Below are 21,821 nucleotides of genomic sequence, written 5' to 3'. Positions count from 1 at the left end.
CCGTGCGGCGGGTGACCCGCGACCCCGCCGTCGGACCACCCGCCGTCCGCGCCTTTCGGTCCGCTCAACCGGTACGGGCGTCCCGGCCGGGCCCCGGCGGGCCGGCGCCGGGCGGGGTTTCCAGCCTGTGAGAGCAGACTGCTGCGGAGCCCGGCCTTCTGCTTCAATGGAGGCATGGCCGGCTTCCACACGCACAGCGCGACGGGTCGCCACGACCTCGAGCCGTTCTGGCCTTCCCGTCAGCACGACGACTTCGACCGGGTGTGTTGCCGCGCGGCGAACGCGCGGGCCCGTCGGGCCCTGCCGTCGAACTCCCGTCCGCCCCGCGGGCGACGATGCGAGTCCGACGACAGGACCTGAGGCCGTACCCCGGCATCACGCCGTACCTCCGGCCCCGGCCAGCGCGACACGACGTACGTCCCCGACGGCACCGACCACGAACTCGCGGCCGTCGGTCCTGCCGACGCACACCTCGCGCGAAAGAGCTGACCTCCCATGACGACCACCCGTTCCCTCTCCCCCGCCGCTGTCCCCGCTCACGCCGCCGTCTCCCCCGCCGCCTTCGCCGGCCCGCGCCACCGGCTGCGCGCGGTCGACCGGGACGAACCGGCCGACGTCACCCACCTCCTCCCGCCGGGGGCGACCTGGATGCCGGCTCCGCAGCACGTTCTGCCCGCCCTGCCGGGCCGGCCGCCGATGGTCGGCTACCTGCTGCTCCTCCCGGCCGGCCAGCAGCCGCCGTTCCTGCCCGCGACACCCGGCCACGCCCCGACGCCCGTCGCGGACGCCACCGCCCCGACGCCCGTCGCGGACGCCACCGCCCCGTCTGGCGGCGCGGCCGCCCCGTCGGGCGTGACGGCCCCGCCGCCCGCCGGCACCGGTGATCCGCTCGTCCGCATCGACGCCGCGCGGCGCACCGCCGAGGTGGCCGGGCGCCCGCTCGACCTGACCTATCTGGAGTTCGAGCTGCTGGCGCACCTGGTGGCCCATCCGCACCGGGTGCACACACGCGACCAGCTGGTCACCACGGTCTGGGGCTACGGCCACGTCGGCGACGGCCGCACGGTCGACGTCCACGTCGCCCGTCTGCGCCGGAAGCTGGGCCCGGAGCACCGCGGGACGATCCAGACGGTGCGCCGGGTCGGCTACAAGTACACGCCCCCGGCCGGCGGTTAGGGGCTGTCCGGCCGAGCAGGCCGGCTCCGGGGTGCACTGCCCTCCCGCCGGGGCGGCTGATCCGGACGACGGGACCGGGCCCTCTGCCGACGGCAGATCCCGGTTCCGCCCGGCGCGGTGGAGCGCGAGCTGGGCGGGCCGTACAACCTCTGCTCCCCGCCCGGGCACACCACGACGGGCGCGCTCCTCGACGCGTGCGTGCGGGCCACCCGGTCGGACGCGGAGCTGCGCTGGACCGACCCCGCCGCCGTCCTCGCGGCGGGCATCGAGCCGTGGACCGAGCTGCCGGTCTGGGTGCCCCCGGGCAGCGACTTCCACGACGCCCTGCACACCGCCGACGTCTCGCGGGCCGTCGCGGCGGGGCTGCGCTGCCGGCCCGTCGCCGAGACCGTCGGCGACACCTGGAGCTGGCTGCGCACGCTGGGCGGCAGTGCCCCGCAGCGCCCGGACCGGCCCGCGGTCGGCCTCGATCCGGCTCTGGAGGCGCAGGTGCTCGGTCTGCGGCCACCGGCCGGATCCGAGCCCGCGACGGGCGCACACCCGGGCCGCCGCGCGTGAGGAGCCTGCAACTCAGCGTGTGGAAGCGACAGTTGGGGCTCAGGTGCCGCGGGCTGCGTCGAAGAAGTTCCCGCGACGGCTGAACACCTCCGGGGCCACGTCCGTATGGAAGGGAGCCGCTTCACTCCTGTCGGGCGCCTCGATGCTGCCCCGCAAGGAAGTCAGAGGAGTTCCATGGGACGCAACACACGAAAACGCCGCACGCCGCTGGCCACCAAGGCCATAGCCGCATCGGCGGCCCTAGCGCTCGGTGGGGGCGGGCTGATCTGGGCGAACTTCTACGCCTCTGCCCACGAGTCGGGCAACCAGGCGTGGCAGAACCGCACGAAGTCCGCCAGTGCGCAGGTGGCGACGATCGCGTGCCCGGACGTGGGTCAGAGGATGACGAACGTTCCGCGCGGCGCGCGCGCCGGTGTCGACAGGGAGCTGGCGAACCTCGACAAGCAGATCACCGACGCCTACGCCCGCCTCGCCTCCACCCGTCAGGCCCAGGCGAACGACGCGAACTTCGTCCAGAACGCGATCGTCGGGCCGCTCAAGGAGAAGCGGACGGCGACCATCGACCGGATCAGGATCAACATCCAGCGAGCCGGCGGGTCCTTCTCCGGCTCGCTGGCCCGGCTCGCCGGCTGCACGACCCAGAGCGCCGACCAGAACCAGACCGACGCGGGCGGTCAGAACAACAACGGCGGCCAGAACAACACCGGCGGCCAGAACAACACCGGCGGTCAGAACAACACCGGCGGTCAGAACAACGGTGGCGGTCAGAACAACACCGGCGGCCAGAACGGTGGCGGTCAGAACAACGGCGGCCAGGCCGGCAACGGCCCGACCGCGGCGGACTTCGTCGACATCACCCAGGTCCAGCCGAACGTCAAGGCGAAGCCGCGCAAGAGCCGCAACGCCTCGACCGGCACCTTCACCACCCGGTGCGGCGTGAACGCCAACAAGAACTACAACACCGACAACGTCATCGTGGCGCCCGGTGTGACCAACGGCGCACACCACACCCACGACTACACCGGCAACCAGAAGATCAACGCCTTCTCCAGCAACGACACGTTCCTGCAGGGCGGCACCAGCTGCCAGAACAAGAACGACCTGTCCTCCTACTACTGGCCGGTGCTCCGTGCGCAGGACGGCACGCAGGAGTTCGACCAGAACCAGGACGGCGGTGGCAAGGAGGGCAACGTCGGCCGCATCCTGACCGCCAAGCAGGCCGAGATCAAGTACGTCGGCAGCCCGCGGAGCAAGGTCGTGGCGATGCCGCAGTTCCTGCGGATCATCACCGGTGACGCCAAGACCACCACCAACGGCCTGGCGAACGCCAACGCGCACTGGAGCTGCACCGGCTTCGAGAACAAGGTGCAGCTGACCGAGCAGTACCCGATCTGCCCGGAGGGCAGCCAGGTGGTCCGCTCGTTCGCCTTCCAGAGCTGCTGGGACGGCCAGAACGCCGACAGCGCCAACCACCGCACCCACGTGGCGTTCGCCGACCAGAACGGCAACTGCCAGAACGGCTTCAAGGCGATCCCGCAGCTGACGATGCGTCTGGTGTACGACGTGCCACGCCCGGTGATCGAGAACGGTCAGGTGAAGAACGCCTACGCGGTGGACGGCTTCCCGGAGCAGCTGCACAAGGCGGCCACCGACCACGACGACTTCATCAGCATCACGACCGGCAACCTGGCGAACAAGATCGCCGACTGCGTCAACACCGGCCGCAAGTGCCAGTGACGCACTGAGCGGTGACCGGTGAGGGAGGCCGGCGGCGGGAGTTCCCGCCGCCGGCCTTCGCCGTGTGCGGGGCGGCTCAGCTCCCGTGGCCGCCGTGGGCGCTGTGGTCGGTGCCGTTCTCCACGTCCCCGCCGAGCCGGCCGCGCAGCGCGGCGACCACACCGTCGTCGCCGACGGCGACCCACTTGCGGCCCACGAGGTAGTGACCGCCGTAGTCCTTGGCCTCGTTGATCCACTCCCGCTGGCCGCGGTCGGTGGAGAAGGTGGCGAGGATGAACCTGCCGTCGGAGTTCCTGCACAGGGCCTGGCGGATCTCGTCGGCGTCCGTCTGCATGTCCGGCGCGCACTTCACCCGGGCGGCCAGGCTCTCCAGGCTGCCGGTCGCCGTGGGCGGCACCTTCTCGGCAGTGTCGCCGCCGGAGCCGCAGCCCGTCAGCACCAGGACCGCCGCGGCGCAGGCCCCCGCGAGCATCGGTCGGGTCAACCTCATCTGTTCCTCCGGTCCCATCCGGCGGCATCGGGCGCAAGCATGCCGCACAGAGCCCCCGGGGAGGGGGCCCGCCCTTCGATACGGCCGCGGCCCGCGCACTGCTCAAACCCGGTGCGCCGACAGGCACCCGTGTGCGAGGGTGAGCGAGCTGGACGACGCCGTGCGCGCCTGTCTCGCCCTGTGCCTGTCCGGCCTCGGCCGCGACCGCGAGGGCCTGTCGCTCGTCCTCGGCGCCCTAGCGCCTCACCTGCCGCGCTACCAGCGGTCGATGGCGGCCTACGCACGGCTGCTGGTCTCCCCGGAGGACGAGGCCGCCGGGCGGCGGTGACCATTCGACGATCCGTTCGTTCTGCTGAACGTGCAGTCACAGGATGTCGCCCCGCACTCCCCGCCGGCCTCCGCCGCCCCCGTCGTCGACGTGGAACAGGCCGAGGCCGCACTCGTCGAGCACTACCCGCGGCTGGTACGGCTCGCCTACCTGGTGCTGCCGCCGGGCCTGAGCCGCAACCGGCGGGTCCTGACGGCGCACGCCCTGACCCAGCGGGCGCTGCCCCGCGGGCGCTCGTCGGCGTCCGCGATCCCGGCCCAGTCGAGCAGGCGCGACGCCGATCCCGGCTACGCCCTGGTCCGGCTCCAGGTGCTCCGTTCGGCTCTGGAGGCGGGCCTGCCCCGCAAGGGCGGGTGGTGCCCCCGGCGCGCCCAGCTGCCGCCGCTGCTGCCCCAGGTGTGGGGGCTGCGGCTCTTCCCGCGCTCGGGCGGGGCCGACGAACTCGCGCTGGACCAGCAGCTGTCGGCCCTGCCGGCCCCGGCTCGTGCCGCCTACGTCCTGCGCGGTCTGGAGGAGCTGCCGGACGCCACCGTGCGGGAGGTGCTGACGGCCGCGGGCGTGCAGGACGCGGCCGAGGCCCTGCGGCAGGCCGACGGCGTCCCCGCCCGCCACGCCCTGCTCGACTCCCCCGAGTTCGACCCCTGTTCGCTGCAGGTCCGGCCCACGGACCTGAAACGGCGCAGGCGCCACACGAAGGCCGTGCTGGCGGCGGCCGCCGCCCTCGCGGTGTCCGGGGCCCTCGCCGCCCTTCCCGGCGACGGCTGGGGTCCCGACGGTGCGGCCGCCCCCGCGTACGTGGAGAACCCGTCCGCCCGGGCCGCTCTCGACCCGGGGAAGCTGACCAGGGCGGCGCCCACCGCCTGGAAGACCTCCGCCCGCCTGGACTTCTCCGTGTGGCCTGCGCGCGGCGCGCTCACCCGCGACACCGCGCTGCTGCGCCGCGCCCTCGCCGTGTGGGCCCGCCCCGGCCGGGCCGTCCGTGTCTCGGCGACCCCCGGCACCCCGTCGGGCGGTCCCGCCGGTCCCCCGCGGCTGCTGTACGCGGGCGAGGTCGACGGTGCCCGCGTGGTGGTCCTGCACGACGGCCTGCGCATCGTCCGCTACGCCGAGCCGAAGCACTCCACGGCCCGCGCGGCGATCGACTTCGCCCGGGTCGACGGCGCCACCGGTGCCGAGGCGAGCGCCGTGGTGCTCGGCCGCGCCGACGGCAACGTCCGCTATCTGACGGCCCCGTGGGTGACGGCGGCGGCGGAGCGGGACCTGACCGACCCCGACGCGCAGGTGACGGACCTCGCCCTGCGGGACGGCGTCACGACGCCCCTGGCGAGCCCCGCACAGACCGCCGGCGCCTGCACGTCGTGGCACGTGCTGCAGTTGGGGGACGGCTCCGGCCGCCAGCTGCTGAGCGACCTCGGCGAGCTGGTGCCGGCCCACCTCACCACGGGCCGCCCGGCGGCACCGCGCGAGGTCTCCGGGGAGCGGCGGCTGCGCGCGTGGGCACCGTTCGCCTGCTCGCTGGGCGGCGCCCGCGCGCAGGGCGTGCGGTCGGTGAACGCCTGGCAGTACGCCGAACAGTCCCTGCCCGACGGCAGCGGAACGGCCGCCTGGGTGTGCACCCGGGCCGATACCTGGCGCGGCGACGGGACACGCGTGCTGGCCCAGTTCCGCTCGCCGCCGGGGACGTACGGGGCGGTCGCGGCACAGGCCGAGAACGTGCCGCAGTGCGGGCCCCGCGTCCCCCACGTGCTGGCCGGGGTGATGTGGAAGGCGCACTCGGGTTCCTGGTACCTGCTGGCGGCGGGCGACGGCGACACGGCGTCCGTCACTGCGACGGGCGGGATCGCGGGGTCCGTGCAGGGCAACCTGCTCGCCGTCCGGGGCAAGCGGGGCGCGCAGGTGAGTCTGAAGGGGGCCCTTGAGGACGGGACACCGCTCGGCGTGCTGCGGTAGGCACGCCTCGCGCGGACGGCCACCGGGCCCGCGCCGGCCGCGTGCGAGGACCGCGGCCGCTGCGTCCGGCCGAGGCCGGATTCGATCGGTAAGGTGTTCGCATGACTACCGGGGTTCGTCGCAGGATGGGAGTCGAGGAACGGCGGCAGCAGTTGATCGGCGTCGCCCTCGAACTGTTCAGCCGCCGTTCGCCCGACGACGTCTCCATCGACGAGATAGCGTCGGCCGCGGGTATCTCGCGGCCCTTGGTCTACCACTACTTCCCCAGCAAACTCAGCCTGTACGAGGCCGCGTTGAAGCGTGCCTCGGACGATCTGGCGGGCCGGTTCGCCGAACCGCGCGAGGGTCCGCTGGGCGCGCGGCTGCTGCGGGTGATGGGCCGGTTCTTCGACTTCGTGGAGGAGCACGGTCCCGGCTTCTCGGCGCTGATGCGGGGCGGGCCGGCGGTCGGTTCCTGCACGACGAACGCGGTCATCGACTCCGTGCGGCAGGCTGCTTACGACCAGATGCTGTCGCATCTCGGCGTCGAGGACGCGCCCGCGCGACTGGAACTGGTCGTGCGCTCGTGGATCTCGCTGGCGGAGTCGACGGCGCTGATCTGGCTGGACGGCCGGCGCATCCCGCGCGCGGAGCTGGAGCGGCAGCTGGTGCACGACTTCGCCGCGCTGCTGGCCGTCGCCGCGGCCCACGACGAGGAGATGGGCGCCCTGGTGCGCCGGACGCTCCGGGACGAGCCGGGCGACGGCCCGTTCACGGACCTGGTCACGCGGCTCGTCACCCTCGCGTCCTGACCGGGACGGGCCGACCGGACGCCGGACCGACGGCCGGGCCCTCGGGCACCGCGGGTGCGGACGACCCCCGGGCACCGCGGTTGCGGACGGTCCGCGCGGCCGGGCCCCGCGCCGGGCGGGCCCGTCTCAGGCGTCGAACTTGCGGTAGGAGGCGTCGAGGTCGCGGACCTCGGCCGAGGCGTGCAGCGCCAGGCCCCCGGCCGGTTTCACGAACCGGCGCAGCAGCTCGAGCGTCTCCTCGGTGAGCCGGGCCTTGGCGTCGTCGGTCCGGCCGGCGAGCAGCCCTACGGTGACATGTACAACGGCGTGGCCGTCGGTGTCCGGTCCGACCGTGGTGTCCCCGCCGGGGCGGAACTGCGTCTTGCACGCCTCGGGCTTCGCGGCCACGATCTCGACCGCCGCGGCGTGCAGCGCCTGTGCGAACCCGGGCCGGTCGAAGCCGTCCGCCAGCGAATGCGAGTAGTCGACGGTGATCTGCGGCATGAGCACTCCTGTTCTACGGCAACGGGATCACCCTAGGCGGTTCGCGCGCACCGGGCCCGGCCGGGCCACGGCGGCCGGTGCCTGCCACGCCGTTCAGGCCATGCGGGAGGGAAAACGCGAGGTGGAGCGGGTCCGGTGCGGACCCGCTCCACCTGCTACGGCCTCGTCGGCCGTTTCGGGCGCCGGCGTCAGCCGGCCCGGAACACCGCCACCGTGCGCGCCGGGACGGTGAACGTGCCGGACTTCGCGTCGTAGGAGGAGGTCTTCACGACCGCGTCCGCGCCGGACGCCTGCACCGGGTGCAGCCGCAGGTGCGTCCCGGCGAGGGAGCCGACGCGCTGCTCCTGCCGCGTGGGCGTCGCGTTGAAGACGACGACCAGGTCGCCGAGCCGCATGGTGATCACCCCGGGGGTCTCGTCCTTCCCGGACAGCGGGAAGGAGAGGCGGGACTGCACCTGCCCGGCGGTGCCCAGGGAGAAGGCCTTCTCGGTGCCACGGATCCTGAGCAGGTCGCGGTACGCGGACGAGGCGCCGTCGATCTGCGGGCAGCCCACCCGTACGGACGCCAGCAGGGGCCTGGCGTAGGGCCACTTGGACTCGTTGTCGGCCGCCGGGGGCAGCCCGCGGCCGAAGCCGTTGCCGTCCCGGCAGTCCCAGTGGATGGCGTTGAACCAGTCGCCGCTGTCGAAGGAGTTGCGGTCCAGGGACTTCGAGCGCAGCAGGTCCGTGCCCGCCTGGGACAGCGCCGGCCCCTGCGAGAGGGCCGCCGTCGCCATGGCGAGGACCTGCATCCGCGCCCGGTCGTCCGCCGGGGTGTCCTTCGGCAGCTTGTAGGTGAGCGCGTCGAACAGCGACTCGTTGTCGTGCGCGTCGACGTAGGCGAGCGCGTCGCCGGGGGCGTCCGCGTATCCGGCCGGAGCGCCGTTGTAGTCGATGTCCGCGCCGGTGACCTCCCTGCCGTCCGAGGCGGTGAAGCGGTACCTCGCGAGGTTGCCGGTCAGGCCGACCTTGATGAGGTCCTGGTAGTGCAGCAGGCGGGCCTTCTGCTCGGCCCTGGTGCCGTTGGCGTCCGAGGTGTTGGGGTCGGTGTAGAGGCCGGAGGCGAAGCCCTGTACGCCGGGGTCGGCGTCGAAGGGGCCGCCGCCGCGCACCGCGTCACGGGCCCGGTCGGAGAAGGTGGCGATGCCGGTGCCGGCCATGTTCTTCTGCGTGGCCTGCGCGAAGCGGGCGTCGTCGGCGACCTCGCCGAAGTTCCAGCCCTCGCCGTACAGGATGATCTGCTTGCCGTCGACGCCGTCCTTCTCGAGCGTGAGCGCGTCGAGGGCCTTGCGGACCGCGAGGATGTTGGCCTTGGGGTGGTGGCCCATGAGGTCGAAGCGGAAGCCGTCGACCTTGTACTCCTTGGCCCAGGTGACGACGGAGTCGACGACCAGCTTGCCCATCATGGCGTTCTCGGGCGCGGTGTTGGCGCAGCAGGTGCTGTTGGCCACCGAGCCGTCCGCGAGGAGCCGCTGGTAGTAGCCGGGCACGATCCGGTCGAGCACGGAGGTGTCCGCCTGGCCGCTCGCCGCCGTGTGGTTGTAGACCACGTCCATGACCACCCGCAGGCCGTCCTGGTTCAGCGCCTGGACCATCCTGCGGAACTGGACCGTGCGGGCGGTGCCGTCCGGGTCGGTCGCGTAGGAGCCCTCCGGGACCGTGTAGTGGTAGGGGTCGTAGCCCCAGTTGTAGGCGTCCTTCGCGGCGGTCTTCGCCACGCACTCCTGCTGCCTGTCGGAGTCGGCGGGGAAGGAGGCCAGGTCGCAGCCGGGGCTCGCCTGGTCGGCCTTCCGCTCCGGGATGGTGGCGATGTCGAAGGCCGGCAGCAGGTGCACGTACGACGTGCCCGCCTCGGCCAGCGCCCGCAGGTGCCGGGAGCCGTCGCTGTTCTTGTCGGTGAAGGCCAGGTAGGTGCCCTGGTCCTTGACCGGGACGGTCTTGTCCGCGACCGAGAAGTCGCGGATGTGCAGTTCCTGGATCTGCGCGTCCTTCAGCGGGACCGCCTTGGGTTTGCGCAGGGCCGACCAGCCGCCCGGCTCGAGGGTCCTGTCGTTCAGGTCGACGACGAGGCTGCGCTCGGAGTCGGCGGTGAGGGCGACCGAGTACGGGTCGGTGACCTCGTTGGTGACCACCTCGCGCACGCTGGGCGCCCACACCTTCACGACGTACCGGTAGGGCTTGCCCTTCCAGGACGCGGGACCGGTGACGGACCAGACGCCGGTGGCGGCGTTCCGGTGCATCGGCACGCTGTGCCCGTCGAGGTCCACGTGGACGGACTGCGCGGTGGGCGCCCACACCGACAGGGTCGGCCTGCCGTGGTGGAAGACCGGGCCCAGCTCGGCCCTCGTCGCTCCGGGGTACAGGTCGTCCAGCACTCCGGCGGTCTGTACACCGGTCGCGGCGAGCACGGCGCCGTTGGCGGCCCGCTGCGAGGCCACGATCTGCCCGCCGAGCGCCTCGCGGACCCGGTCCCGGTCCCGGGGGTCGACGGACCAGGCGGTGTAGTCCTTCAGGTGCGGGAACCTCGCCTTCTGGGCGTCGGTGAGGGTGGTCTTCGCCAGCCGGAGCCAGCGCTCGTCGTCGCTGGTCAGCGTGGCGTCCTTGACGGCGATCGAGCCGTCGTGGGAGTACAGCAGCTGGGTGGAGGCGGCGCCTTCGGCACCGTTCCACACGACGGTGTCCCGGTCGATCCAGACCGCCTTGGAGGTGGTGAGGTCGAGCGCGGCCGCGCTGCCCGCCCGCTGCGGCAGGAGGTACTTCTCCTGGCCGTTCAACAGCCACACCTCGTAACCGTCGGTCCTGAGGTCCAGGGACTGGTCGGTGGCGAGGTCCTTCTCGTCGCCCTTGTGGACGATGTAGCTGAGGCTGGTGGCACCCTCGGAGAGCGGTACCTCGTAGACCGCGCCATAGGCGTCGGTCTTCACCGGCTTCAGCGGGTTCGACCAGTCGGTGGGGTTCGCGGCGCCCGTCCAGACGTGCAGGCCCCAGCCGTCGTAGTCGCCGTCGGCACGGTGGTAGTGGATGACCGCCTTGGTCCTGTCCTGCACCGGGTGGCCGGGGTTCTCGGTCGCCACGTCGGCCTTGCCCTGCTCGATCCAGACCTCGCCCGTCCTGGTGACGTCGATGCTCCGGTCGGCGGAGACGTCCTTGTCGCCGTCCTTGTCGATGACCAGGAAGCCGACGTCGGAGGCGCCCGGCTTGAGCTTGACCCAGGCGAACGCGCCGTAGGCGTCGCGGCCGGTGAAGGGGTGGCTGGCGGGCCAGTCCGTGGCCTCGCCGTCGGCGATGCCGCCCCAGGCGTACAGGCCCCAGTCGGCGTAGTCGCCGTCGGTGCGCTTGTAGTGGACGACCGCGTAGTCCCGGGAGGAGGCCTTGGGGACCTCGGGCGCGGGCGGGGTGCCGGTGGTGCCGCTCGCCGTGGCGCTCACGGTGTGCCCGGCGGAGTCGATCACGACCGCCTTGTAGCGCAGGGCGGTGCCGGCGGGGACGTCCTCGCCGATGGCCTGGGTGACCTTGTAGGGGGCGTGGTCGGCGCTCCCGAGGGTCTTCCACTTCCCGTTGCCGACCTGGGCGGCGAACACGACCCGGTTCAGCCGGCCGCCGTCGACGCCGGCGGTGAGCTCGACGGTGCCGGTGGCCCCGGCGGCCGGGGCCTTGAGGGTGAGGGACGGCTTCGTGGCGGGCCTGGCGAGGGTGCCGGCGGCCTTGTAGACGACGGCGGTGCCGGCCGGGACGGTGACGGTGACCTTGCGGTCGCCGCCGGTGGTGAGGGTGCCCCTGGCGCCGTGGATCGCGTGGTAGGCCATGTCCGCCGAGCCGGTCGCGAAGGTCGCCGTCTTCGCCTGGTCGGCGTTGTTGAGGGCGACGACGTACTCCTGGCCGGTCCTGGCGTCGGTCCGGGTGAAGGCGTAGACGCCCGCACCGTCGGCCGCGTAGCGCTCGGTCTGGACGCCGTCCGTGAGGGCCGGGTTGGCCTTGCGGAGCCCGGCGAGGGCGGCGATCTGCCGGTACAGCGGCGCGCGGGTGTCGAAGGCGTCGTCGGCGTGGGTGCGGCCGGTGCCGATCTCGTCGTCGTCGAGGTAGTCGGCGACCTTGGAGGCGAACATCGTCTGGCGGGCGTCCTTGTCGCCGCCGGAGCCGGTGAAGCCCTGCTCGTCGCCGTAGTAGACGACGGGGTTGCCGCGGCTGAGGAACATCAGCTCGTTGGCGAGCATGTCCTTCTTCAGGATCTCGGCGTCCGTGGCCTTCGGGTTGTCCTGCTTGAGGAAGTACCCGAAGCGGCCCATGTCGTGGTTGCCGAGGAAGGTGACCTGCTCGTACGCGTTGGCCTTGTCCGTCGTGTACTTGTAGTCGTCACCGAAGACGCTCGCCAGCCTCTGCGCGCTGCCGCCCTGGGAGGCGTAGGCGCGGGCCGCGTCCTGGAAGGGGAAGTCGAGGGTGGCGTCCAGACGGCCCTGGGTGACGTAGGGGGCCGTGACGTTCGTGTCGGCGGAGTAGACCTCGCCGAACATGAAGAAGTTCTTCCGCCCGTGCGCGGCGGCGTAGGCGTCCAGTGCGGTCGCCCACTGGGTCCAGAACTCCATGTTGACGTGCTTGACGGTGTCGATCCGGAAGCCGTCGATGCCGAAGTCGGCGACCCACCGCTGGTAGATCTTCTCCATGCCGCGGACGACCTCGGGACGCTCGGTCCACAGGTCGTCCAGGCCGGAGAAGTCGCCGTAGGTGGTGGACTCGCCGGCGTACGTCGAGTCGCCCCGGTCGTGGTACATCGCCGGGTCGTTGAGCCAGGCCGGGACCTTGGACGTCCGGGCGGCCTCCGGGGTGCGCGGGAAGGACCCGGCGTCGACGGCCGGGAACTTCCGCCTGCCGTCCGCGTAGTCGGCGTCGTCGAAGGGCCGCCCGTCCTTCGTCAGGTAGGGGAAGGCTCCCTTGGACAGGTAGTCGTAGGACTTCTCGCGGTAGTCCACGACGTCGGCGGTGTGGTTGGTGATGACGTCGAAGAAGACCTTCATGCCCTTGGCGTGCGCCTTGGAGATGAGGTGCGCCAGGTCCTTGTTGGTCCCGAAGTGCGGGTCGACCTGGGTGAAGTCGGTGATCCAGTAACCGTGGTACCCGGCCGAGGCTCCCCCAGTGCCTGACGCCTGGGAGGTACCCCCGTCGCCGGCGCCCTGGACGGGGCGGTTCTTGAAGATGGGCGCCATCCAGATGGAGGTGGTGCCCAGGCCCTTGATGTAGTCGAGCCGCTCGGTCAGGCCCTTGAGGTCCCCGCCCTGGTAGAAGCCCTTGTCGGTGGGGTCGTAGCCGGTACTCAGGCGCGAACCGGTCAGGCCGCCCCTGTCGTTGGCCCGGTCCCCGTTGGCGAAACGATCCGGCATGACGAAGTAGAACTGCTCGCGGGTGTCGTCGTGCCGGGCGGGCTGGGCGGCGAGCGCGGCGTCCGAGGGGGGCGCCGGCGGGGTGTCCGCGTGGGCGGCCACCGGTTGCACGAGGGCGGCGGCGAGGGCGGCGGCGACGGCCGCGGCTCTCCTTCGGTACGGGGTACGGCGCTTCGAGGGCGCCGGCCATCTCGGTATCACAGGCGGGAACTCCTTGCGATTACGGCTCTTCTGGGTCCGACCCCACGCCGCGGCTCGGCTCCGGTGCCGGACGCCCGCGTGACCGTATCCCCGACGAAAGGTTTACAGCAAGAGACTTGAAAACATCGGTAAGAGATTTCAACCAACCGACGCCGGCCGGCGCCGCGGTGGGGCGCGGCGCCGGCCGGCGCGGCGTCAGCAGCTCGACTTGCCGGCGTAGACGGCCAGCGCCGTGTTCGCGCCGAGGGTCGCGGTGAGCTGGCCGCTGGAGTTCACCGTCACCATGGTGTTGTTCTGCACGTTGCAGTAGCTGCCGGCCGGCAGCGAGGTCTGGTAGGTGCGGGTCAGCGACGAGGACTCGTGGTTGATGGCCACGTAGCCCTTGCTGCCCCGGCCGAAGGCGATCGCGTTGTTGCCGTTGTCCCACCAGTCGGTGACCGACTGGCCCCGGGTGGCGTTGCGGAAGGCCACCATCGACTTGATCTCGGGCCACTTGTGCTGGCACTTCCAGCCGCCCTGCCAGCAGGCGTCGACCCGGCCGCCGTTGGGCGGGCCCGCGTCCGCGTCGGACCACTCGTAGCCGGAGTTGATGTCCGGGGCGCCGTAGGGCCAGGCCAGCATGAAGACGTTGGCCAGGGTGTAGGCGGCGCCGCTCTTGTAGTTGAGGGTGGAGCCGTTGCGCTCGGTGTCGTGGTTGTCGACGAAGACGCCGGCCACCGAGCCGCTCAGGTACCCCCAGGCCTCGCCGAAGTTCTTCAGGTAGGCGAGCTTCTCGTTGTTGAGGACCCGCTTGAGGTCGTAGGCGTAGCGGAACTCCTGGACGTCCCCGTTGCCGGTGTACTCGGTGGGCTGGACGGCCTCGCCCGAGCCGTAGATGACCTCCTGCTTCCAGTAGGCGGAGGGCTTGCTCAGGCGGCTCTTGATGTTGGCCAGGTCGCCGGCGTCGATGTGCTTGGCCGCGTCGATGCGGAAGCCGTCGGCACCGAGGGAGAGCAGGTCGTTCATGTAGCCCGCGATGGTCTTGCGGACGTACTCCTCGCCCGTGTCCAGGTCGGCGAGGCCCACCAGTTCGCAGTGCTGGACGTTCCAGCGGTCCTGGTAGTTGCTGATCTGTGCGGTGCAGTCGTCGAAGTCGTACGACGAGTACAGGCCGGGGTAGCCGTACTTCGTGTACGACGAGCCGCCGGTGCCGGTTCCACTGCCCGCCGACATGTGGTTGATCACCGTGTCGACGACGACCTTCACGCCCGCCGAGTGGCAGGTGTTGACCATGTTCTGGAAGGCCGCCCGGTCTCCGAGCCGGCCGGCGATCCGGTAGCTGACGGGCTGGTACGACGTCCACCACTGCGAGCCCTGTATGTGCTCGGCGGGCGGGGAGACCTGGACGTAGCCGTAGCCGGCGGGGCCCAGGGTGTCGGCGCACTCCTTGGCGACGGAGGCGTAGTTCCACTCGAAGAGGACCGCGGTGACGTCCTTGGTGCCGGGCGGTGCGGCGTGGGCGGTGCCGGGGACGGCGAGGGCGACGGACGCGGCCGCCGCGAGGGCGAGGGCGCCGGAGAGGGTTCTGCTGGCCATGTGGGGGTTCCTTCTCCGTTGAAGGATCGGCTGGAAGGGCCTGGGGAGACCCGGGGGATCCGATGAAGGGATTTGCTGCAAGCTTTCAACCACTTGCGGTGGAGCAGACCGTACGAGCCCCGACCCCGAGGGTCAATACCCTGGACATGCTCCTGTCACACAGCCGAAACCGGGCCGGTCCAGGGGCACTTGAGGTGCGCCGGTACCCCCGTCGGGAGACGACGGGGCCCGCCGTCCGGTACGGACGGCGGGCCCCTGAAAGACGACGAAAGCTCTTGCGGCGTGTCAGACGGTGGTCCACCACACCGTCGCGTCGGCGGGCACCTTGACCTCCCCGTCGGCCTCCGCGACCTCGTCGCTGGCGAGCAGGGCACGGCCGTACGTCGGCGTGGTGACGGACTCACCGGTGGTGTTGGCCACGCACACGAACCCGCCGCGCCGGAAGGCCAGGACGCCCTCGGGCGCGCGCAGCCACTCCACCGCGTCGCCCGCACCCAGGTCCGGGTGCGACCGGCGGACGGCCAGCGCCGACCGGTACATCTCCAGGGTGGAGCCGGGCACACCCCGCTGCGCCTCGACGCTCAGCTCGCCCCAGTTCGCCGGCTGCGGCAGCCAGCTGCCGCCCTCGCCGAAGCCGAAGGAGGAGCCGGCGCGCGTCCACGGGATCGGCACGCGGCAGCCGTCGCGGAAGCCGTCCTGGCCCTCGCCGCGGAAGTACGCCGGGTCCTGGCGCACCTCGTCCGGCAGGTCGACGACGTCCGGCAGGCCCAGTTCCTCGCCCTGGTAGACGTAGGCCGAGCCCGGCAGGGCCAGCATCAGCATCGTGGCCGCGCGGGCCCGGCGCAGGCCCGTCTCCCGGTCGCCGGCGGTGCGGATCTGGGTGCCGAGCCCGGGCGGGTTGGCGAAGCGGGTGGCGTGCCGTGTCACGTCGTGGTTCGACAGCACCCAGGTGGAGGGGGCGCCGACGGGGCGCATCGACTCCAGGGTGCGGTCGATGACCGCGCGCAGCTCGGCCGCGTCCCAGTAGGCGCCCAGGTACTGGAAGTTGAAGGCCTGGTGCAGTTCGTCCGGGCGCACGTACTGGGCGGTGCGCTCGATGGTGGGCGTCCACGCCTCGGCGACGAAGATGCGCCCGCCCGTCTCCTGCCGCCGTCCGTCCGGCGACGGCCCGGCGGGTGCGCCGCCGTCGCCCGCGTACTCGTCGAGGATCAGCCGCCACTGCCGGTAGATCTCGTGCACGCCGTCCTGGTCGAAGAAGGGCATGACGTCGTTGCCCAGCAGTTTCAGCTGGTCGTGCGTGCCGAGGTCGGGCAGGCCGTCCGCCTTCACCAGGCCGTGGGCGACGTCGATGCGGAAGCCGTCGACACCCATGTCGAGCCAGAAGCGCAGGATGGAGCGGAACTCGTCGCCTACGGCCGGGTGGTCCCAGTTGAAGTCGGGCTGCTCGGGGGCGAAGAGGTGCAGGTACCACTCGCCGGGCGTGCCGTCCGGTTCGGTGATCCGGGTCCAGGCCGGGCCGCCGAAGATGGACTCCCAGTCGTTGGGCGGGAGTTCGCCGTCGCTGCCCTTGCCGGGGCGGAAGTGGTAGCGCTCGCGCAGCGGGGAGCCGGGGCCCTCCGCGACCGCGCGCCGGAACCACTCGTGCTGGTCGGAGGAGTGGTTGGGCACGAGGTCGACGATGATACGCAGGCCCAGCTCGTGCGCGTCGCGGATGAGCGCGTCGGCGTCGAGCAGGTTGCCGAACATGGGGTCGACGGCCCGGTAGTCGGCGACGTCGTACCCGGCGTCGGCCTGCGGGGAGGCGTAGAAGGGGCTGAGCCAGACGGCGTCCACACCCAGGTCGCGCAGATAGGGCAGGCGGGAACGCACCCCTTCCAGGTCGCCCATGCCGTCGCCGTTGCTGTCGGCGAAGCTGCGGGGATAGACCTGGTAGATCACCGCGTCCCGCCACCAGTCGCGGCGCTGGGCGACGGTGGCGACAGCCGCTTCGGGGGAGGAGTGTTCGGCCGAGGTGTGCTGCAGGCTCATGGCGTCCTTGAGGCGATGGGGGGTCCCCTGCCCGGGCGGGGCCGGGCGGGGGGAACGGTCATAAGTCGGGTCCGGGGCGGTGGGTGCCGAGGCGGCCGCGGTGACAGCGGGGCAAGGGGTTCCCTCCCCGCTCGGCGATGACCGGGGAGGGCACCGCGGCCGCCGCCCGCGCGGTCAGGCGCGCGGGAGCCCTGTGCGGCAAGGGGGTCAGCCCTTGGTGCCGCCGGCGGTCAGGCCGGTCACCAGGTTCTTCTGCACGAGGTAGAAGAACGCGGCGACGGGTATCGCGATCAGTACCGCGGTGGCGGCCATCAGATTGCGCTGGGCGTCGTGTTCGCTGACGTAGCTCTGCAGGCCGACGGCGAAGGTGTACTTGGAGTCGTCCAGCATGAACGTCGAGGCGAAGGCGACCTCGCCGAACGCGGTGATGAAGTTGTAGAAGGCAGCGACCGCCAGGCCGGGCTTCGCCAGCGGCATGATCAGCCGGGCGAAGGTGCCGAACGGGGTGAGCCCGTCCACGCGGCCGGCCTCGTCGATCTCGAACGGGATGGTGTCGAAGTAGCCCTTCAGCAGCCAGGCGCTGTAAGGGACGGCCGTCGAGCAGTAGACCAGGATCAGGCCGAGGTAGCTGTCGATGAGCTCCAGGTCCGACAGGATCTGGTACATCGGCACGATCAGCACGGCGATCGGGAACATCTGCGTGACCAGCAGCACCCACATCAGCTTCCGGTAGCCGGGGAAGCGCATGCGGGAGACCGCGTAGCCGGTGGTGGCGGCGACGAGGACGCCGATGACCGTGGTGCCGAGGGAGACGATCAGCGAGCTCTTCAGCCAGTCGAAGAAGTTCGTGTGCTGCAGGACGAACGCGTAGTTGTCGAACGTCATCGTGTCCCAGATGCGCCCGGGGTGCAGATAGTCGTCCTTGTCGGGGCCGAGGGACAGGAAGACCAGCCAGGCGATCGGGAACAGCGCGATCAGGCTCGCCACGATCAGCACGCCGTGGGAGGCGACGGAGGCCGCGAGGCTCCGCCTGCCGCGCGGGGCCGGGCCCGTCAGGCCGGCCACGGCGCCCCGCCCGGTCACCGCGGCGGGGGTCTCGACAGTGGTGGTGCTCATGGGGACTCCTGCCTCAGATCGCGAGCTGCTGCTCATTGCGGTTCAGCCACCGGCGGTAGAACGAGGTGAAGACGATCAGGATCGCCAGCAGCAGGATGCCGTAGGCGGCCGACTGCGCGAAGTCACGCGGCTGCTGCCCGAAGCCCAGGTGGTACGCCCAGGTGACGAGGATCTGCGCGTCCGGGGCGGTGTTGCCGAACAGCAGGAAGATCACGGCGAACTGGTTGAACGTCCAGATGATGCCCAGCAGGACGACGGTGGAGCTGACGGACCGCAGGCCGGGCAGGGTCACGTGCCGGAACCGCTGCCAGGCGTTGGCGCCGTCCATCTCGGCGGCCTCGTAGAGCGAGGAGTCGATGGACTGCAGGCCGCCGAGCAGGGAGACCATCATGAACGGCACGCCGCACCAGGTGTTGACCATGATGGCTGCGAACCGCTGCCAGAAGGTGTCCTCCAGCCACAGCGGCGCCGGCAGGTGCAGACTGTCCAGCGCCGAGTTGACGATGCCGCCGTCGGCGAGCATGAAGCGCCAGCCGAAGACGGTGACGAACGTGGGCACGGCCCACGGCAGGATCAGCAGCAGCCGGTAGAGGGTGCGGCCCCGCATCTCCTTGTTGAGCAGCAGCGCCAGCCCGAGACCGATCGAGTAGTGCAGCGCCACGCACAGCGCGGTCCAGACGATCGTCCAGATGAAGTGCGACCAGAACCGGTCGTAGGACGTCGGGCCGAACAGGATGTCCTGGTAGTTGTCGAGCCCGATGAACGTGTAGGTGGCGTCGATGTGGTTGACGCCGATGGTGCGCGCGGTGTTGAGGCTGTTGGCGTCGGTGAGCGTCAGGTACAGGCCGTACCCCAGCGGGTACAGCACGAGCACCCCGAGCACGACCGCCACGGGGGCGATCATGGCGTAGGCGTACCAGTGCCTCTGGTACCCGTGCTTCAGGCGCCGGCCCAGCCCGGGCCGGGGTCCTCGCTCACCGCGCCGCTTGCCGGTCGCTCGGTCGATGGCGACTGTCATGGTTCGACAACCTTCTGGAGGGTTCGCAGATCAAGGGGTGGGCCGGGGCCACAGGCCGGCGGCCGCCGGATCCGCCCGCTCGGCCGAGGGGGCGGATCCGGCGGCCGGAGGGCCTCACTTGCCGAAGTCAGGGACCAGCTTGGTGAAGGCCAGCTCGACGTTGCTCAGCCCCTTGTCCAGGGGCTCCTTGCCGCCGGCGATCTTGGGCAGCTCGGTGTCGAGCGGAGTCCACAGGGAGCTGTACTCGGGCAGCTCCGGGCGCGGCTGGGCGGCGGCGAGCACGCCCTGGTAGCCGGCGATGCCGGGGTCGGCCTTGACCTGGGCGGTGTAGGCGTCCCCGCGGGTGGGCAGCGTGGAGTTCTTCAGGGCGATGGTCTCCTGCGACTTCGCCGAGGTCATGAAGTTGACGAACTTCAGGGCCGCTTCCTGGTGGGCCTTGTCCGAGCCGGCGTAGACCGAGAGGTTGTGGCCGCCGGTCGGGGCGCCCGCCTTGCCGGCCGAGCCGGCCGGGACCGTGGCGATGCCGAGGTTGGCCTTGTCCTTGAAGGCGGCGCCCTTGTAGAAGTTCGTGATCTCCCAGGGGCCCTGGATGATCGCGGCGACCTTGCCGTTGACGAAGGCGTCCTGGATGTGGGCGTAGGCGTCCGCGGTGGTGTCCGCCTTGTGCAGGCCCTTGCCGGAGAACAGGCTCAGCCAGGTGCCGTACGCCTTCTTGGCGGGCGCCGAGTTCACCGTGATCTTCTTGGCGGAGGCGTCGACGGTGTCGGTGCCCTCGCCGTAGAGGAAGGTCTGCGCGTAGTAGCCCTGGGTCGAGCCCCAGTAGCCGTCGACGCCCGTCTTGTCCTTCACCTTGGCGGCGGCGGACCTCAGCTCGTCCCAGGTCCGGGGCGCCTCGGTGACGCCGGCCTTCTGGAACAGCTGCTTGTTGTAGACCAGCGCCAGGGTGTCGGTGACGAACGGCACGCCGTAGGTCTTGCCCTCGTACTGGGCCTGCTTGACCAGGCTGCCCTGGAACTTGTCCTGGTCCGCCAGGGCGTCCGTGCCGTCCAGGGGCAGGAAGAAGCCCTTCTTCGCGAAGGCGGGCGTCCACCCGACCTCGGAGCGCAGCACGTCCGGGGCTCCCTTGGAGCCGGCGGCCGTGTCGAACTTGTTCTGCGCCTGGTCGAAGGGCACGTTGACGTACTTGACCTTGATGTCCTTGTGAGCAGCCCCGAACTGCTTCACCAGGGCCTGGTACGTCGGCGCCTCGTTCGTGGCGTTGGAGGTGTCCCACCAGGTGATGGTCACCGGGCCGTCCGACTTGCTGTCGCTGTCGCTCCCGCCGCACGCCGTCGCCGCCAGGGCGAGGGACGCCACCAGCGCGGTGGCCGCTATGCCACGCCGCATGAGTTCTCCTTGAGGGTGAAAGCCCGTGAACAAAGGGCGGTCCCGTCCGCCGCCCCGGCCGACTGCGCCGGTGGGGGGTCCCCCGCTCGGGCGAGGCCGAGAGGGGAAGGCAGCCGGGCGACGGTGAACGTAACAGCGATGTAAGCACCGCGAAAGACCTTGCAGAAAAAAAGTGCAAGAGATCGGGAGAGTTACCGCTCCGTGACCTCCGCGCAGGCGCTGCGGCCTCCCTGTTTCCCGCCGCTCAGCAGGCCGCTGCACGCTTGTGCAAGACTCTGCAAGCTCTTGCCATGCCGCCGTGACGGGGGGACGATCCCCTTGCGGACGGGACGCCGACCAGAACACGAGGGAACGCGATGACGCAGCAGCCCGCAGCGGGCCGCACCAGGGCCCGCGCCAGGCGTCCGATCGGTGGGCAAGCCCCCATACGACCGGTACAGTCCAATTCCGTGACCACCACACGGCTTGCCGACATCGCTGCTCAGGCGGGGGTGAGCGAAGCGACCGTCAGCCGCGTCCTCAACGGGAAGCCGGGCGTCGCCGCCACCACGCGCCAGTCCGTGCTGGCCGCCCTCGACGTGCTGGGCTACGAACGCCCCGTCCGGCTGCGGCAGCGCAGCGAGGGCCTGGTGGGCCTGATCACCCCGGAGCTGGAGAACCCTATCTTCCCGGCCCTGGCCCAGGTCATCGGGCAGGCGCTGACCCGGCAGGGCTACACCCCGGTGCTCGCCACCCAGACGCCGGGCGGGTCCACGGAGGACGAGCTGACCGAGATGCTGGTGGACCGCGGTGTCGCCGGCATCATCTACGTCTCCGGACTGCACGCGGACACCACCGCCGACATGGAGCGCTACGAGCGGCTGCGCGCGCAGGGCGTGCCGTACGTCCTCGTGGACGGCTTCTCCCCGAAGGTGCAGGCGCCGTTCATCTCCCCCGACGACCGGGCCGCCATGGCGCTGGCCGTCACGCACCTGGCGTCCCTGGGCCACACCCGGATCGGCCTGGCCCTCGGGCCCAAGCGGTTCGTGCCGGTCCAGCGCAAGATCGAGGGGTTCGTCCGCGCGGTGCAGGACCAGCTCGGACTGAGCGCCCAGACGGTCGAGTCGGACCTCGTCCAGCACTCCCTGTACACCCTGGAGGGCGGCCAGGCCGCCGCCACGGCGCTCATCGAACGGGGCTGCACGGCCGTGGTGTGCGCCAGCGACATGATGGCGCTCGGGGCCATTCGGGCGGCCCGGCAGCGGGGTCTGGAGGTGCCCCGGGACTTCTCGGTGGTGGGCTTCGACGACTCCCCGCTGATCGCCTTCACCGACCCGCCCCTGACGACGATCCGCAAGCCCGTCCCGGCGATGGGCCAGGCCGCGGTGCGCACGCTACTGGAGGAGATCGGGGGAACCCCCGCCCCGCACAGCGAGTTCGTCTTCATGCCGGAGCTGGTGGTGCGCGGTTCGACGGCGTCGGCCCCGGGCGACCGGCCTCGTCCCTGAGGCGGAGGCCCCTGCCGCGCACGCTCTTCGGGGAGGGGGTCCGTACGGCCGGAACCCGACCTCGGGATGATCGGGAGGCGGTG

Annotated in this window: 13 protein-coding genes and 2 pseudogenes; 7 read left to right on the top strand and 8 right to left on the bottom strand. The window is 71.6% G+C overall.

The genetic code is table 11. The annotated features are described in order from the left end of the window. Positions 1-495 precede the first annotated feature (495 nt). From ACWDNY_RS16940 to ACWDNY_RS16930, 3 genes and pseudogenes are all read left to right on the top strand, one after another. Positions 496-1,176, top strand: a complete 681-nt coding sequence (locus tag ACWDNY_RS16940) for a winged helix-turn-helix domain-containing protein (RefSeq protein ID WP_451646524.1) — start codon at positions 496-498, stop codon at positions 1,174-1,176. Between the two features lie 111 nt (positions 1,177-1,287). Beyond that, positions 1,288-1,734 (top strand): annotated as a pseudogene (locus ACWDNY_RS16935) (reductase); the annotation flags it as partial. A gap of 174 nt (positions 1,735-1,908) precedes the next feature. Beyond that, positions 1,909-3,471: a DUF1996 domain-containing protein gene (locus tag ACWDNY_RS16930; RefSeq protein WP_451646523.1), complete on the top strand. Its 1,563-nt coding sequence runs from the start codon at positions 1,909-1,911 to the stop codon at positions 3,469-3,471. 76 nt (positions 3,472-3,547) lie between these two features. Here the strand turns inward: ACWDNY_RS16930 and ACWDNY_RS16925 are convergent, their stop codons facing one another. Continuing rightward, positions 3,548-3,961, bottom strand: a complete 414-nt coding sequence (locus ACWDNY_RS16925) for a hypothetical protein (protein WP_451646522.1) — start codon at positions 3,959-3,961, stop codon at positions 3,548-3,550. A 145-nt stretch (positions 3,962-4,106) separates the two neighbouring features. Between ACWDNY_RS16925 and ACWDNY_RS16920 the strand changes: the two are divergent. From ACWDNY_RS16920 to ACWDNY_RS16910, 3 genes and pseudogenes are all read left to right on the top strand, one after another. After that, positions 4,107-4,289 (top strand): annotated as a pseudogene (locus ACWDNY_RS16920) (tetratricopeptide repeat protein); the annotation flags it as partial. Positions 4,290-4,319: 30 nt separating this feature from the next. Next, the gene (locus ACWDNY_RS16915) at positions 4,320-6,239 is read left to right on the top strand and encodes a hypothetical protein (protein ID WP_451646521.1); all 1,920 of its coding nucleotides are present in this window, start codon (positions 4,320-4,322) and stop codon (positions 6,237-6,239) included. 101 nt (positions 6,240-6,340) lie between these two features. Then, positions 6,341-7,030 (top strand): TetR/AcrR family transcriptional regulator, encoded by a 690-nt coding sequence (locus tag ACWDNY_RS16910; protein ID WP_451646520.1) that lies wholly within the window; start codon positions 6,341-6,343, stop codon positions 7,028-7,030. A 126-nt stretch (positions 7,031-7,156) separates the two neighbouring features. Here the strand turns inward: ACWDNY_RS16910 and ACWDNY_RS16905 are convergent, their stop codons facing one another. The 7 genes from ACWDNY_RS16905 to ACWDNY_RS16875 form a co-directional block, all read right to left on the bottom strand. Next, complete coding sequence (locus ACWDNY_RS16905) at positions 7,157-7,513, bottom strand: 5-carboxymethyl-2-hydroxymuconate Delta-isomerase (protein ID WP_451646519.1); 357 nt, start codon at positions 7,511-7,513, stop codon at positions 7,157-7,159. 188 nt (positions 7,514-7,701) lie between these two features. Further along, a complete protein-coding gene (gene pulA, locus ACWDNY_RS16900; RefSeq protein WP_451646518.1) occupies positions 7,702-13,128 on the bottom strand; it encodes a pullulanase-type alpha-1,6-glucosidase in 5,427 nt (1,808 codons plus the stop codon). 195 nt (positions 13,129-13,323) lie between these two features. After that, complete coding sequence (locus ACWDNY_RS16895; RefSeq protein WP_451646517.1) at positions 13,324-14,703, bottom strand: alpha-amylase; 1,380 nt, start codon at positions 14,701-14,703, stop codon at positions 13,324-13,326. A gap of 285 nt (positions 14,704-14,988) precedes the next feature. Next, positions 14,989-16,731 carry a glycoside hydrolase family 13 protein gene (locus tag ACWDNY_RS16890; RefSeq protein ID WP_451646516.1) on the bottom strand — a complete coding sequence of 581 codons (1,743 nt, stop codon included), beginning with the start codon at positions 16,729-16,731 and terminating at the stop codon, positions 14,989-14,991. Between the two features lie 207 nt (positions 16,732-16,938). Further along, positions 16,939-17,847 (bottom strand): sugar ABC transporter permease, encoded by a 909-nt coding sequence (locus ACWDNY_RS16885; RefSeq protein WP_451646515.1) that lies wholly within the window; start codon positions 17,845-17,847, stop codon positions 16,939-16,941. Positions 17,848-17,860: 13 nt separating this feature from the next. Further along, on the bottom strand, positions 17,861-18,865 hold the full coding sequence (locus ACWDNY_RS16880; protein ID WP_451646514.1) for a carbohydrate ABC transporter permease: 1,005 nt from the start codon (positions 18,863-18,865) through the stop codon (positions 17,861-17,863). Between the two features lie 114 nt (positions 18,866-18,979). After that, positions 18,980-20,251 (bottom strand): extracellular solute-binding protein, encoded by a 1,272-nt coding sequence (locus tag ACWDNY_RS16875; RefSeq protein WP_451646513.1) that lies wholly within the window; start codon positions 20,249-20,251, stop codon positions 18,980-18,982. 356 nt (positions 20,252-20,607) lie between these two features. Between ACWDNY_RS16875 and ACWDNY_RS16870 the strand changes: the two genes are divergently transcribed. Then, on the top strand, positions 20,608-21,738 hold the full coding sequence (locus ACWDNY_RS16870; RefSeq protein WP_451646512.1) for a LacI family DNA-binding transcriptional regulator: 1,131 nt from the start codon (positions 20,608-20,610) through the stop codon (positions 21,736-21,738). Positions 21,739-21,821 lie beyond the last annotated feature (83 nt).

The sequence above is a fragment of the Streptomyces sp. NPDC003697 genome (assembly GCF_053587115.1).
Note: the sequence above shows the minus strand (reverse complement) of the source record. Positions and strands in the feature narration are given on the sequence as shown.

Bases quoted from the DNA above. Each gene is read 5' to 3' on its own strand.
- ACWDNY_RS16905 (WP_451646519.1), bottom strand. From the start codon at position 7,513: ATGCCGCAGATCACCGTCGACTACTCGCATTCGCTGGCGGACGGCTTC.
- ACWDNY_RS16930 (WP_451646523.1), top strand. From the start codon at position 1,909: ATGGGACGCAACACACGAAAACGCCGCACGCCGCTGGCCACCAAGGCC.
- ACWDNY_RS16870 (WP_451646512.1), top strand. From the start codon at position 20,608: ATGACGCAGCAGCCCGCAGCGGGCCGCACCAGGGCCCGCGCCAGGCGT.
- ACWDNY_RS16895 (WP_451646517.1), bottom strand. From the start codon at position 14,703: ATGGCCAGCAGAACCCTCTCCGGCGCCCTCGCCCTCGCGGCGGCCGCG.
- ACWDNY_RS16885 (WP_451646515.1), bottom strand. From the start codon at position 17,847: ATGAGCACCACCACTGTCGAGACCCCCGCCGCGGTGACCGGGCGGGGC.
- ACWDNY_RS16910 (WP_451646520.1), top strand. From the start codon at position 6,341: ATGACTACCGGGGTTCGTCGCAGGATGGGAGTCGAGGAACGGCGGCAG.
- ACWDNY_RS16875 (WP_451646513.1), bottom strand. From the start codon at position 20,251: ATGCGGCGTGGCATAGCGGCCACCGCGCTGGTGGCGTCCCTCGCCCTG.
- ACWDNY_RS16925 (WP_451646522.1), bottom strand. From the start codon at position 3,961: ATGAGGTTGACCCGACCGATGCTCGCGGGGGCCTGCGCCGCGGCGGTC.
- ACWDNY_RS16940 (WP_451646524.1), top strand. From the start codon at position 496: ATGACGACCACCCGTTCCCTCTCCCCCGCCGCTGTCCCCGCTCACGCC.
- ACWDNY_RS16880 (WP_451646514.1), bottom strand. From the start codon at position 18,865: ATGACAGTCGCCATCGACCGAGCGACCGGCAAGCGGCGCGGTGAGCGA.
- ACWDNY_RS16890 (WP_451646516.1), bottom strand. From the start codon at position 16,731: ATGAGCCTGCAGCACACCTCGGCCGAACACTCCTCCCCCGAAGCGGCT.